This is a genomic window from Streptosporangium sp. 'caverna', assembly GCF_003203775.1.
GTDB classification, from domain to species: Bacteria; Actinomycetota; Actinomycetes; order Streptosporangiales; family Streptosporangiaceae; genus Streptosporangium; species Streptosporangium subroseum.
Window position 1 is genome coordinate 3,259,079 of the sequence record NZ_CP029711.1, and the last position, 14,026, is coordinate 3,273,104.

Genomic DNA, 14,026 nt, shown 5'->3' on the forward strand with positions numbered 1-14,026 from the left:
CCGCCTTCATGCCGAACTACGGGGTGCCCCCGGTGGCGTTGGCGCGCGGCGAGGGCTCGAAGGTCTGGGATGTCGACGGCGGTGAGTATCTCGACCTCATCGGCGGCATCGCGGTCAGCTCACTCGGCCACGCCCACCCGGCGCTGGTCGAGGCCGTGTCCAGACAGGTCGCCACGCTCGCGCACACCAGCAACCTGTTCCTGCACGAGCCCGAGGTGCTGCTCGCCGAACGGCTGCTCGACCTGCTCGCCGCTCCGGGCAGGGTGTTCTTCACCAACTCCGGCACCGAGGCCAACGAGGCCGCCCTGAAACTGGCCGTCAAGTACGGCAAGACGAACGGCCGCACCTACTTCGTGGCCGCCGAGAACTCCTTCCACGGCCGGACCCTCGGGGCACTCGCGCTGACCGGCAAGGCGTCCATCCGCGACCAGTTCGGCCCGTTCCCGGTGGACGTCCGGTTCGTCCCGTACGGCGACGCCGAGGCCCTGAAGAGCGCGGTCACCGAAGAGTGCGCCGCGGTCTTCATGGAGCCGACCCAGGGCGAGGCCGGGGTCGTGCCCCCGCCCGCGGGCTATTTCAAGGCCGTCAGGGAGATCTGCGACGCGAACGGCGCGCTGCTGGTGGCCGACGAGATCCAGTCGGCGATCGGCCGCACCGGGCACTGGTTCGCCCACCAGCACGACGGGGTCCTGCCCGACGTGCTGACCCTGGCCAAGGGCCTCGGCGGCGGCATGCCGATCGGCGCCTGCGTCGGCTTCGGCCCGGCGGGCACGATCTTCGCCAAGGGCGATCACGGATCCACCTTCGGGGGCAACCCCGTCTCGGCCGCCGCGGCGCTCGCCGTACTCGACACGATCGAGAAGGACGGCCTGCTGGAGCACGTCCGGACGGTCGGCGCCCAGCTCGCCGACGGGATCGCCGCGACGGACCACCCGCTGCTGGCGGGGGTCCGCGGCCGCGGACTGTGGCTGGGCGTCCTGCTGACCGCCGACCGCTCCGCGCAGGTCCAGGCCGCGGCGCAGGGGGCGGGCTTCCTGGTCAACGCCCTCCAGCCCGACGTCGTACGGCTCGCGCCGCCGCTGGTGATCACTTCCGGTCAGGTCGCCGCCTTCGTGGCCGCCCTTCCCGCGATCTTTGACGAGGCCGCCGATGCCTAGGAACCACGCGGAATCCGCGCACGTCAGGCACTTCCTGAGGGACGACGACCTGTCGCCCGACGAGCAGGCCCAGGTGCTCGACCTGGCCGACGCCATCAAGAAGGACCGGTACGGCTACCGGCCCTTCGAGGGCCCGCAGACCGTCGCCGTGCTCTTCGACAAGCCGTCCACCCGGACCCGCGTCTCCTTCGCGACCGGCATCGGCGAGCTCGGCGGGCTGCCCCTGATCATCGACGCCGGCACCTCCCAGATGGGCCGGGGCGAGTCCATCGAGGACACCGCCCGGTTCCTCGGACGCCAGGTCGGCGCCATCGTGTGGCGGACCGCGGGGCAGGAGAGGATCGAGGCCATGGCCTCGGCGTCCGCGGTGCCGGTGGTGAACGCGCTCACCGACGAGTTCCACCCCTGCCAGATCCTCGCCGACCTGCAGACCGTCAGGGAACGATTCGGCAGGGTCGACGGGCTCACCCTCGCCTACTTCGGAGACGGCGCCAACAACATGGCCCACTCCTACCTGCTCGGCGGTGCCGTCGCCGGTATGCACGTGCGGATCGCCGCCCCCGCCGGATACCTGCCCGATCCGGAGATCCTCCGGCAAGCCGGCGAGATCGCGGCGCGGACCGGCGGGTCGGTCGCCGTGCTGTCCGACGCGGGCGAGGCCGCCGCCGGCGCGGACGTGATCGCCACCGACACCTGGGTCTCGATGGGCCAGGACGGCAAGGAGCAGCGGATCGCCGACCTGATGCCCTTCCAGGTCAACGCCGAGCTGATGAGCCGGGCGGCCCCCGGCGCGATCCTCCTGCACTGCCTGCCCGCCTACCGGGAGCTGGAGGTCACCGCCGACGTCCTCGACGGCCCGCAGAGCGTGGTGTGGGATCAGGCGGAGAACCGGCTGCACGCCCAGAAGGCCCTGCTGTCCTGGCTGGTCTCGGCGACCGCGCCGGCCCCGGCGATCGATCTGATCTCGGCCACCGAGCTGGTCGCGGTGGCCGGGGCGGTATCGCCGGTCTCGCCGGCGGAGCGGGGCGAGGACGCCGGCGGTCACGGCACATCTCCCGAGAGACCCGGGGAGGAGCCCACATGACGATCCCCATGACCAAGGTCGCCCGCCAGGCGCGGATCGCCGACCTCCTGGGAAGGCAGCCGATCAGGTCGCAACCCGAGCTGGCCAAACTCCTGCTGGAGAGCGGGGTCGAGGTCACCCAGGCCACCCTCTCGCGGGACCTCGACGAGCTCGGCGCGCTCAAGCTGCGCGCGGAGGACGGCTCCCTGGTCTACGCCCTGCCCGGCGAGGGCGGGGGCCGGATACGGCTGACCAGGCTCGGCACGGGAGAGTCTCCGGCCGCCAGGTTGAGCCGGCTCGCGGAGGAACTGCTCGTCTCCGCCGAGGCGTCCGCCAACCTGGTGATCGTCCGTACGCCGCCGGGCGCCGCCCAGTTCCTCGCCTCCGCCATCGACCACGCCGACTGGGAGTCCATCCTCGGCACGGTGGCCGGAGACGACACGATTCTTGTCATCAGCCGTGATCCGATAGGCGGGGCCTCGGTCGCCGAGGGGCTGCTCCGGCATGCCGACCGACGTACGCAGCCCGTTCAGGCGGGCGACCCCCGGCATCATCTGACACCTGTGACCAAAGATTTCGGAGATATTGATCATGACTGACCGGGTCGTACTCGCCTTTTCCGGAGGCCTCGACACGTCCGTGGCCATTCCCTTCCTCGCCGAGAAGACCGGTGCGGAGGTCATCGCGGTGGCCGTCGACGTCGGTCAGGGCGGCGAGGACATGGAGGTCATCCGCAAGCGGGCCATCGACTGCGGTGCCATCGAGTCCATCGTCGTCGACGCCCGCGAGGAGTTCGCCACCGACTTCTGCGTGCCCGCCCTGCAGGCCAACGCCCTCTACATGGACCGCTACCCGCTGGTCTCCGCGCTGTCGCGGCCGCTGATCGTCAAGCACCTGGCCGACGCGGCCAAGCAGTACGGCGGCACCCACGTCTCGCACGGCTGCACCGGCAAGGGCAACGACCAGGTCCGCTTCGAGGCCGGCCTGGCCGCGCTCTTCCCCGAGCTCAAGGTCATCGCCCCCGCCCGCGACTACGCGTGGACCCGGGACAAGGCGATCACCTACGCCGAGGAGCGGAACCTCCCGATCGAGACCAGCAAGAAGAACCCGTACTCGATCGACCAGAACATCTGGGGCCGGGCCGTCGAGACCGGCTTCCTCGAGGACATCTGGAACGGCCCCGTCGAGGACGTCTACTCCTACACCGCCGACCCGTCCCAGCCGCGCGAGGCCGACGAGGTCATCATCAGCTTCGTCAAGGGCGTCCCGGTGGCGCTGGACGGCCGGCACCTGACCCCGTTCCAGATCATCGCCGAGCTCAACCGGCGGGCGGGCGCCCAGGGCGTCGGCCGCCTCGACATGGTCGAGGACCGGCTCGTCGGTATCAAGTCCCGCGAGGTCTACGAGGCGCCGGGCGCCATCACGCTGATCACCGCGCACATGGAGCTGGAGAGCGTCACCGTCGAGCGCGACCTCGCCCGGTTCAAGCGGTCGGTGGACCAGCGCTGGGGCGAGCTCGTTTACGACGGCCTCTGGTTCTCCCCCCTGAAGAAGGCCCTGGACGTCTTCATCGCCGAGGCGCAGGAGCATGTCACCGGCGAGATCCGGATGACCCTGCACGGCGGCCGGGCCACGGTCACCGGCAGGCGCTCCGAGGCCTCCCTGTACGACTTCAACCTCGCGACCTACGACACGGGCGACACCTTCGACCAGTCCCTGGCCAAGGGGTTCGTCGAGCTGTGGAGCCTGCCCTCCAAGATTGCTTCGGCCCGGGACGCCCGGCTGGCCTGATTGGGCTAAGGTCGCGGATTGAATGAGGAGGAGAACAACGGTGACTGATGGTGGTAAGCCGATGCGGCTGTGGGGCGGCCGGTTCGAAGGAGGTCCGGCCGACGCGCTGACCAGGCTCTCGGTAAGTGTGCACTTCGACTGGCGGCTCGTGCCGTACGACCTGCTGGCCTCGCGCGCGCACGCCCGGGTGCTGCACCGCGCGAACCTGCTCACCGAGGACGAGCTGAGGCGCATGCTCGGTGCCCTGGACGATCTGGAGCGGGCCTGCAAGACGGGCGAGTTCCGGCCGACCGTGGCCGACGAGGACGTCCACACCGCGCTGGAGCGCGGTCTGCTGGAGCGCCTCGGCACGCTCGGCGGCAAGCTCCGCGCCGGTCGGAGCCGTAACGACCAGGTCGCCACCGATCTGCGGCTCTACCTCCGCGACCACGTCAGGCACATCGTGTCCCGGCTGGTCGAGCTGGAGACCGCGCTGATGAGCCAGGCCGAGGAGCACGCCGAGACGGCGGCCCCCGGCATGACCCACCTGCAGCACGCCCAGCCGGTCTCCTTCGGCCATCAGCTCCTGGCCCACGTGCACGCCTTCGCCCGCGACATCGAGAGACTGCGCGACTGGGACAAGCGCGCGGCCGTCTCCCCGCTCGGCTCCGGCGCGCTGGCAGGCTCGTCCCTGCCGCTGGACCCGCAGGCGGTGGCGCGGGAGCTCGGGTTCGACTCCGCCGCGCCCAACTCGATGGACGCGGTCGCCGACCGTGACTTCGCCGCCGAGTTCCTGTTCGACGCGGCGATGATCGGCATGCACCTGTCGCGGCTGGGCGAGGAGATCGTCCTGTGGGCCTCCCAGGAGTTCCGCTGGATCGAGATGGACGACGCCTACTCCACGGGCTCGTCGATCATGCCGCAGAAGAAGAACCCGGACGTCGCCGAGCTCGCCCGGGGCAAGAGCGGCCGTCTCATCGGCAACCTGGTGGCGCTGCTGACGACCCTCAAGGGCCTGCCGCTGACCTACAACCGTGACCTGCAGGAGGACAAGGAGCCGGTGTTCGACTCCGTGGACACCCTTCTGCTGGTCCTGCCCGCCGTGGCCGGCCTGGTCGCCACCATGCGCGTCAACACCGCCAAGATGGAGGCCTCGGCCCCCGACGGGTTCGCGCTGGCCACCGACCTGGCCGAACTTCTGGTCCGCAGGGGCGTGGTCTTCCGCGAGGCGCACGAGGCGGTCGGTCACCTGGTCGTCTGGTGCCAGGTCAACGACAAGACCTTCGACGAGCTCACCGACGAGGAGCTGGCCAAGGTCTCGCCGCACTTCACGCCGGACTCGCGGGAGGTGCTCTCGGTGCCGGGCGCCCTCGCGGCCCGCAAGGCGCACGGCGGCACCGCCCCCGACAGGGTCAGGGACCAGCTCACCGAGCTGCGCGAGGTCGTCGACGCACAGGCGGCCTGGGCGAGCGGAAACTGATTCTCATTGAGGTCCGCAGACGGTTCACCGATGATCCGCTAGCGTCCATTCATGGTCACGCTTATGCCCGCTGACGGGTCCGGCGAGCACCCGCTCGCCGGATCCGCGCCCCTGACGCGGGAGTTCTTCGACCGGCCGACACACGAGGTCGCCCCGGACCTGCTGGGGCGGGTGTTCGTGCACGGGCCGGTCGCGGTGCGTCTCACCGAGGTCGAGGCGTACGGCATGCCGGGGGAGGACCCCGCCTCCCACACCTATCGCGGCCGGACGCCCCGCAACGCGGTGATGTTCGGACCGCCGGGGCACCTGTACGTCTATTTCACGTACGGCATGCATTTCTGTGCCAACCTCACCTGCCTGCCCGAGGGAGTCGGTTCGGGGGTGCTGCTCCGGGCCGGGGAGGTGATCTCCGGCATCGAGGTCGCCCTGGCCCGCCGGAGCGCGGGCGCGAGCCGTACGGTCGCCGAACGCGACCTCGCCCGCGGGCCCGCACGCCTGGCCGTGGCACTCGACCTCGCGAGGGAGCAGAACGGGCTCGATGCCTGCGTGCCCGGTCCGATCTCCATACGGGCGGGTGAACCGGCCGAGGCGGGATCGATCATGTCGGGGCCGCGCACGGGGATCTCGTCGGGCCGGGAGACGCCCTGGCGCTTCTGGATCGACGGAGATCGCACCGTCTCGCCCTACCGGCCGCACGTTCCGCGCCGCCGGTAGGCACATCCGCCCAGACCCCCTGGTCGCCTTGCCCGCGGGAGGGTTTTCGGGTGGCGGAACGAGGCTGTGATCGGGCAGGGTAGTTACGACAGCGGTATATGTCCCTTCGAGCATTGGAAAGCAAGGATCGTGACCGACATTCTGGATGACCTCGCCTGGCGCGGCCTGATCGCGCAGTCCACCGATATCGACGCCCTGCGCGCGGCGATGGCCGAGGGTCCGATCACGGTCTATTGCGGCTTCGACCCGACCGCGCCCTCGCTCCACGTCGGCAACCTGGTCCCGTTGCTGACCCTCACCCGTCTGCAGAGGGCGGGCCATCGGGTCGTCGGCCTGGTGGGTGGCGCGACAGGGCTGATCGGCGATCCCAGCGGCCGGAGCACCGAGCGTTCGCTCAACTCCTCCGACGTCGTGGCCGAATGGGTCGAGCGGATCCGGGTCCAGGTGGAGAAGTTCATCGACTTCTCGGACGAGAAGACCGGCATCCTGGTCAGCAACCTCGACTGGACCGAGGGCATGTCCGCGATCGACTTCCTCCGTGACGTCGGCAAGCACTTCCCGGTCAACCGCATGCTCGCCCGCGAATCGGTCTCCGCCCGCCTCGGCGGTGACGGGCTCAGCTACACCGAGTTCAGCTACCAGATCCTGCAGGCCAACGACTACCTGGAGCTGAACAGGCGGCACGGCTGCACGCTGCAGATCGGCGGCAGCGACCAGTGGGGCAACATCACCGCGGGAACCGACCTCATCCGCAGGGTGACCGGAAACCACGTGCACGCCCTCACCGTGCCGCTGATCACCAAGGCCGACGGCACCAAGTTCGGCAAGACGGCCGGCGGCGCGGTCTGGCTCAACCCGGAGATGACCTCGCCGTACGCGTTCTACCAGTTCTGGCTGAACGCCGACGACCGCGACGTGGTGAAGTTCCTCAAGATCTACAGCTTCAGGTCCCGCGAGGAGATCGAGGAGCTGGAGAAGGCATCCTCCGAGCGGCCCGCCGCGCGTGCGGCTCAGCGCGCGCTCGCCCAGGAGTTCACCACGCTGCTGCACGGCGCGGAGGAGTGTGACGCGGTGATCGCGGCCTCGGCGGCTCTGTTCGGCCAGGGGTCACTGGAGGACCTGCCCGCACGGACCCTGGGGGAGGCCCTCGCCGAGGTGCCGCGCGCGGAGGTGCCGGGGCTGGGTGCGTCGATCGTCGACCTGCTCGCCGAGAGCGGCCTGGTCAACTCGAAGTCCGAGGCCCGCCGCGCGGTGAAGGAGGGCGGTGCCTACCTCAACAACGTCAAGGTCACCGACGAGACGTACGTGCCCTCGACGGACGACCTCCTGCACGGCCGCTTCTTGGTGCTGCGCCGGGGCAAGCGTTCCGTCGGCGGTGTCGAGATCGTCGTGGCTTGATGCCTTCACGAGGCTGAAGCCCTGACTCTTTAATGCTCTTGTCTATCTGGGTGGCGCCCCGGCTTCGGCCGGGGCGTTGGCCGTTTAGTGGGTAACGTTCAGGTAGCGAACGGTGCGGGTTTTCTTGAATAACGGCGCTGACCTGCACGTTCTTGGCGCGGGGTTGATTTGACGAGGTTACGAGGGCCGCCTAGTGTTCTCAATGCCCCGGGAGCGAGCCGGACGCCGAATCGGCGGACGGGCCCCAGGGAGCCCCTCATTGAACGGACCTCAGCGTTCGGCCTCTGCTTGGATCACTGGAAAACCAGTTGATTTGGCATGGCCTGGATGTCACGGTAGGTTTAGAGGGTTGCTCTGGAAACAGGGTGGTCGAGATCCTAGCGGATTCGACGGGACAAGCGGAAACGGTGTGTAAAGCGCTGGTTTTCCTTAAACCGCCTGATCCTGGTAAGATCGGAACACAGCACAACAGAACGAACGCCCCGGACGTCGGGCCCGTAACAGGGTCGGCGGAGGGTGTACGCGTCCGTTTCTTGAGAACTCAACAGTGTGTTAAAAGCCAGTGCATGATGCACAACCCCGTTCATCTCACCCCTTTGGGGTGGGGGACGGATTCCTTTGGTTGATACATCCGCTCTGACGCCTGTGCGCCATCTGTGGTGCGCGGAACCGAGGACGGGTGCTTTCAGCTGGGGTGAACTTTTTCAGACATTGTTTGGAGAGTTTGATCCTGGCTCAGGACGAACGCTGGCGGCGTGCTTAACACATGCAAGTCGAGCGGAAAGGCCCTTCGGGGTACTCGAGCGGCGAACGGGTGAGTAACACGTGAGTAACCTGCCCCCGACTCTGGGATAAGCCCGGGAAACTGGGTCTAATACCGGATATGACACCTCCTCGCATGGGGTGGGTGTGGAAAGTTTTTTCGGTTGGGGATGGACTCGCGGCCTATCAGCTTGTTGGTGGGGTAACGGCCTACCAAGGCGACGACGGGTAGCCGGCCTGAGAGGGCGACCGGCCACACTGGGACTGAGACACGGCCCAGACTCCTACGGGAGGCAGCAGTGGGGAATATTGCGCAATGGGCGAAAGCCTGACGCAGCGACGCCGCGTGGGGGATGACGGCCTTCGGGTTGTAAACCTCTTTCAGCAGGGACGAAGTTGACGTGTACCTGCAGAAGAAGCGCCGGCTAACTACGTGCCAGCAGCCGCGGTAATACGTAGGGCGCAAGCGTTGTCCGGAATTATTGGGCGTAAAGAGCTCGTAGGTGGCTTGTCACGTCGGGTGTGAAAGCTTGGGGCTTAACTCCAGGTCTGCATTCGATACGGGCTGGCTAGAGGTAGGTAGGGGAGAACGGAATTCCTGGTGTAGCGGTGAAATGCGCAGATATCAGGAGGAACACCGGTGGCGAAGGCGGTTCTCTGGGCCTTACCTGACGCTGAGGAGCGAAAGCGTGGGGAGCGAACAGGATTAGATACCCTGGTAGTCCACGCTGTAAACGTTGGGCGCTAGGTGTGGGGACCTTCCACGGTTTCCGCGCCGTAGCTAACGCATTAAGCGCCCCGCCTGGGGAGTACGGCCGCAAGGCTAAAACTCAAAGGAATTGACGGGGGCCCGCACAAGCGGCGGAGCATGTTGCTTAATTCGACGCAACGCGAAGAACCTTACCAAGGCTTGACATTGCCCGGAAACACTCAGAGATGGGTGCCTCTTCGGATCGGGTGACAGGTGGTGCATGGCTGTCGTCAGCTCGTGTCGTGAGATGTTGGGTTAAGTCCCGCAACGAGCGCAACCCTTGTTCAATGTTGCCAGCAACACCTTCGGGTGGTTGGGGACTCATTGGAGACTGCCGGGGTCAACTCGGAGGAAGGTGGGGATGACGTCAAGTCATCATGCCCCTTATGTCTTGGGCTGCAAACATGCTACAATGGCCGGTACAGAGGGCTGCGATACCGCAAGGTGGAGCGAATCCCTAAAAGCCGGTCTCAGTTCGGATTGGGGTCTGCAACTCGACCCCATGAAGTCGGAGTCGCTAGTAATCGCAGATCAGCAACGCTGCGGTGAATACGTTCCCGGGCCTTGTACACACCGCCCGTCACGTCACGAAAGTCGGCAACACCCGAAGCCCGTGGCCCAACCAGCTTGCTGGGGGGAGCGGTCGAAGGTGGGGCTGGCGATTGGGACGAAGTCGTAACAAGGTAGCCGTACCGGAAGGTGCGGCTGGATCACCTCCTTTCTAAGGAGCACCGGCCGCGTAGCGGAAGCTGCGGGGTCTACGTCACGGTCAGGGGCGAATGTTTCCTGCGTGACACGCTCATTAGTGGAGCACTGGCTAATCGGATGATCTGGGTTCGCCTGGGTCGGTTGGTACCGCCTGAACCCCCTTTGGGGGTGCGGGAGTGGGAAGATCGGCTGGGGAATCGGGATGGGTCTGGACACACTGTTGGGTCCTGAGGAAACGGGCCATGTCGCAGCTGCCGCCGTCGGGTGGCGGCTGTGATGCCTGCCCTGCGATGTTGATCGCGGGGTGGGTGCCGTTGTTCCTCGTGTGCGGGACCGCTCTCCGATCACATCGGCTCATAGGCAAGTGTTTACGCGCTTGGGTGTGGGTGTCTGGTGGTCGGGTGGATGCGGTCGCTGTTTGTTGTTTGAGATTTGCATAGTGGACGCGAGCATCTTTGTGGCCAAGTTTTTTAGGGCACACGGTGGATGCCTTGGCATCAGGAGCCGATGAAGGACGTGGGAGGCTGCGTTAAGCCCCGGGGAGTCGCCAACCAGACTTTGATCCGGGGATGTCCGAATGGGGAAACCTAGCACCAGTCATGTGGTGTTGCCTCCGCCTGAATGTATAGGGCGGCTGGTGGTAACGCGGGGAAGTGAAACATCTCAGTACCCGTAGGAAGAGAAAACAAATAGTGATTCCGTGAGTAGTGGTGAGCGAAAGCGGATCAGGCTAAACCGTTCGCGTGTGATAGCCGGCAGGCGTTGCGCGGGCGGGGTTGTGGGACCTTCTAGCAGGAACTGCCGTTCCTGCAAACAGTAAGAAATCAGTGGGATAGTCGAAGCCTCTGGGAAGGGGCGCCGTAGACCGTGAGAGTCGGGTAGGCGAAATCCTGTTGACTGTTTGAGGGGATCCCAAGTAGCACGGGGCCCGAGAAATCCTGTGTGAATCTGCCAGGACCACCTGGTAAGCCTAAATACTCCCTGATGACCGATAGTGAACAAGTACCGTGAGGGAAAGGTGAAAAGCGCCCCGGTGAGGGGTCGTGAAATAGTACCTGAAACCGTGTGCCTACAAGCCGTAGGAGCGTAAACAAGGCTTGCCTTGTTTGTGATGTGACTGCGTGCCTTTTGAAGAATGAGCCTGCGAGTTATGGTGTGTGGCGAGGTTAACCCGTGTGGGGGAGCCGTAGCGAAAGCGAGTCTGAATAGGGCGCTCTTTAGTCGCATGCTGTAGACCCGAAGCGGAGTGATCTAGGCATGGGCAGGTTGAAGCGCGGGTAAGACCGCGTGGAGGACCGAACCCACCAGGGTTGAAAACCTGGGGGATGACCTGTGTTTAGGGGTGAAAGGCCAATCAAACTCCGTGATAGCTGGTTCTCCCCGAAATGCATTTAGGTGCAGCGTTGCGTGTTTCTTGCCGGAGGTAGAGCACTGGATGGCTAATGGGCCCGACAAGGTTACTGACGTCAGCCAAACTCCGAATGCCGGTAAGTGAGAGCGCAGCAGTGAGACTGCGGGGGATAAGCTCCGTAGTCGAGAGGGAAACAGCCCAGACCACCGACTAAGGCCCCTAAGCGTGTGCTAAGTGGGAAAGGATGTGGAGTCGCAGTGACAACCAGGAGGTTGGCTTAGAAGCAGCCACCCTTGAAAGAGTGCGTAATAGCTCACTGGTCAAGTGATTCCGCGCCGACAATGTAGCGGGGCTCAAGTACACCGCCGAAGTCGTGGCATTCACACAATAGCTGAGCCTTTGTGGTTTAGGTGTGTGGATGGGTAGGGGAGCGTCGTGCGGCCGGCGAAGCAGCGGAGTGATCCAGCTGTGGAGGCCGTGCGAGTGAGAATGCAGGCATGAGTAGCGAATCAGAAGTGAGAAACTTCTGCGCCGGATGACCAAGGGTTCCTGGGCCAGGCTAATCCGCCCAGGGTAAGTCGGGACCTAAGGCGAGGCCGACAGGCGTAGTCGATGGACAACGGGTTGATATTCCCGTACCCGCTACGATGCGCCAATACTGAATCCAGTGATACTAAGGGTCCTTAAGTCCCCTGCACGCACCCTTCGGGGTGTTTGGGGTGAGGCCGAACGCCTGACCTGAACTGGTAGTAGGTAAGCGATGGGGTGACGCAGGAAGGTAGCCCAGCCCAGGCGATGGTAGTCCTGGGGTAAGCATGTAGGGAGGACCGTAGGCAAATCCGCGGTCTATGTATCCTGAGATGTGATGCCGAGCCGATTGTGGCGAAGTGGGTGATCCTATGCTGCCGAGAAAAGCCTCTAGTGAGTGTCGTGGCGGCCCGTACCCCAAACCGACTCAGGTGGTCAGGTAGAGAATACCAAGGCGATCGGGTGAACTGTGGTTAAGGAACTCGGCAAATTGCCCCCGTAACTTCGGGAGAAGGGGGGCCTCCGCTGGTGATCAGACTTGCTTTGTGAGCTGGTGGGGGTCGCAGAGGCCAGGGGGAAGCGACTGTTTACTAAAAACACAGGTCCGTGCGAAGTCGTAAGACGATGTATACGGACTGACGCCTGCCCGGTGCTGGAACGTTAAGGGGACCGGTTAGCGGGACGTAAGTCCTGCGAGGCTGAGAACTTAAGCGCCAGTAAACGGCGGTGGTAACTATAACCATCCTAAGGTAGCGAAATTCCTTGTCGGGTAAGTTCCGACCTGCACGAATGGCGTAACGACTTCCCCGCTGTCTCAACCGCAGACCCGGCGAAATTGCACTACGAGTAAAGATGCTCGTTACGCGCAGCAGGACGGAAAGACCCCGGGACCTTCACTACAGCTTGACATTGGCGTTTGGAACGTCTTGTGTAGGATAGGTGGGAGACGGTGAAGCTGTCACGCTAGTGGCGGTGGAGTCATTGGTGAAATACCACTCTGGTCGTTTTGAACGTCTAACTTCGGTCCGTGATCCGGATCAGGGACAGTGTCTGGTGGGTAGTTTAACTGGGGCGGTTGCCTCCTAAAGAGTAACGGAGGCGCCCAAAGGTTCCCTCAGCCTGGTTGGTAATCAGGTGTCGAGTGTAAGTGCACAAGGGAGCTTGACTGTGAGACCGACGGGTCGAGCAGGAGCGAAAGCTGGGACTAGTGATCCGGCGGTGGCATGTGGAAGCGCCGTCGCTCAACGGCTAAAAGGTACCCCGGGGATAACAGGCTGATCTTCCCCAAGAGTCCATATCGACGGGATGGTTTGGCACCTCGATGTCGGCTCGTCGCATCCTGGGGCTGGAGTAGGTCCCAAGGGTTGGGCTGTTCGCCCATTAAAGCGGTACGCGAGCTGGGTTTAGAACGTCGCGAGACAGTTCGGTCCCTATCCGCTGCGCGCGCAGGAGACTTGAAAGGAGCTGTCCCTAGTACGAGAGGACCGGGACGGACGAACCTCTGGTGTGCCAGTTGTTCCGCCAGGAGCATGGCTGGTTGGCTACGTTCGGAAGGGATAACCGCTGAAAGCATCTAAGCGGGAAGCTCGCCTTGAGATGAGGTCTCCCACCACGAAAGTGGGTAAGGCCCCCGGGAGACGACCGGGTTGATAGGCCGGAGGTGGAAGCATGGTAACGTGTGGAGCTGACCGGTACTAATAGGCCGAGGACTTGACCACAAAGCAACAGTGCTTCTTGATGGTCGGTGTGGTTGCTGCTTGCAGTTCTGTATCCTTCGCCGGGTCCGGAACAGCGCGTGACCGCTTGGATAGTTGAGAAGATTGTGTTGCCCGCGTCCACTATGTGATTCTGAAACAGCAAACACCGCCGCCCGTGGCAGCATCAGCGGGCGAAGACGTGTGGTTGATTGTTTAATAGGGTTACGGCGGTTATGGCGAAGGGGAAACACCCGGTTACATTCCGAACCCGGAAGTTAAGCTCTTCAGCGCCGATGGTACTGCACCGGGGACGGTGTGGGAGAGTAGGTCACCGCCGGACAATCATTATAGGAAAGGGCCACCCCATGTTGGGGGTGGCCCTTTTCTGCGTTCACCCACCAGCATGACCTGGAAGCACCTGCGTTACTCGGAAGGGGGTCCTGCCACACGGCGGGGCCCCCTTTTTTGTGTTTCTTCGTGTCCGGGGGAGGGGGTTGCACCCGCGGGGCGCGGACATCTTTTCCTCGTTTGCGGGGCGATCTGTCGGAGCGGTGGTAACGCGAGGGCAGTCGCCGATCACTCTTCGTCCGGGAGGGGCTTGCGCCCAGAGCACAGGCCCTTTTTCGTGTTCGCGGGGCGATCCGTTG

Annotated in this window: 7 protein-coding genes and 3 rRNA genes; all 10 read left to right on the plus strand. The window is 64.7% G+C overall.

The features are described from left to right. The first annotated feature begins 8 nt into the window (after positions 1-8). The 10 genes from DKM19_RS14425 (at position 9) to rrf (ending at position 13,719) form a co-directional block, all read left to right on the plus strand. The gene (locus DKM19_RS14425) at positions 9-1,157 is read left to right on the plus strand and encodes an acetylornithine transaminase (RefSeq protein ID WP_239514445.1); all 1,149 of its coding nucleotides are present in this window, start codon (positions 9-11) and stop codon (positions 1,155-1,157) included. Further along, entirely contained in the window at positions 1,150-2,241 is a 1,092-nt protein-coding gene (gene argF / locus DKM19_RS14430) for an ornithine carbamoyltransferase (RefSeq protein WP_110696134.1), read from the plus strand. The genes DKM19_RS14425 and argF overlap by 8 nt, the downstream gene beginning before the upstream one ends. Beyond that, complete coding sequence (locus tag DKM19_RS14435; RefSeq protein WP_239514253.1) at positions 2,238-2,819, plus strand: arginine repressor; 582 nt, start codon at positions 2,238-2,240, stop codon at positions 2,817-2,819. Before argF ends, DKM19_RS14435 begins: the two co-directional genes overlap by 4 nt. Next, entirely contained in the window at positions 2,812-4,011 is a 1,200-nt protein-coding gene (locus DKM19_RS14440; protein ID WP_110696135.1) for an argininosuccinate synthase, read from the plus strand. Before DKM19_RS14435 ends, DKM19_RS14440 begins: the two co-directional genes overlap by 8 nt. 40 nt (positions 4,012-4,051) lie before the next feature. After that, positions 4,052-5,470 (plus strand): argininosuccinate lyase, encoded by a 1,419-nt coding sequence (gene argH / locus DKM19_RS14445; RefSeq protein ID WP_204358797.1) that lies wholly within the window; start codon positions 4,052-4,054, stop codon positions 5,468-5,470. A 63-nt stretch (positions 5,471-5,533) separates the two neighbouring features. After that, positions 5,534-6,184: a DNA-3-methyladenine glycosylase gene (locus DKM19_RS14450; RefSeq protein WP_110696137.1), complete on the plus strand. Its 651-nt coding sequence runs from the start codon at positions 5,534-5,536 to the stop codon at positions 6,182-6,184. A 129-nt stretch (positions 6,185-6,313) separates the two neighbouring features. After that, on the plus strand, positions 6,314-7,582 hold the full coding sequence (gene tyrS, locus DKM19_RS14455) for a tyrosine--tRNA ligase (RefSeq protein ID WP_110696138.1): 1,269 nt from the start codon (positions 6,314-6,316) through the stop codon (positions 7,580-7,582). Positions 7,583-8,294: 712 nt separating this feature from the next. Then, positions 8,295-9,816: ribosomal RNA gene (locus tag DKM19_RS14460) — 16S ribosomal RNA — on the plus strand. Positions 9,817-10,262: 446 nt separating this feature from the next. Beyond that, positions 10,263-13,400 (plus strand): 23S ribosomal RNA (locus DKM19_RS14465). Positions 13,401-13,602: 202 nt separating this feature from the next. After that, positions 13,603-13,719 (plus strand): 5S ribosomal RNA (gene rrf, locus DKM19_RS14470). Together the 16S, 23S and 5S rRNA genes form the textbook arrangement of a ribosomal RNA operon. Positions 13,720-14,026: the final 307 nt, after the last annotated feature.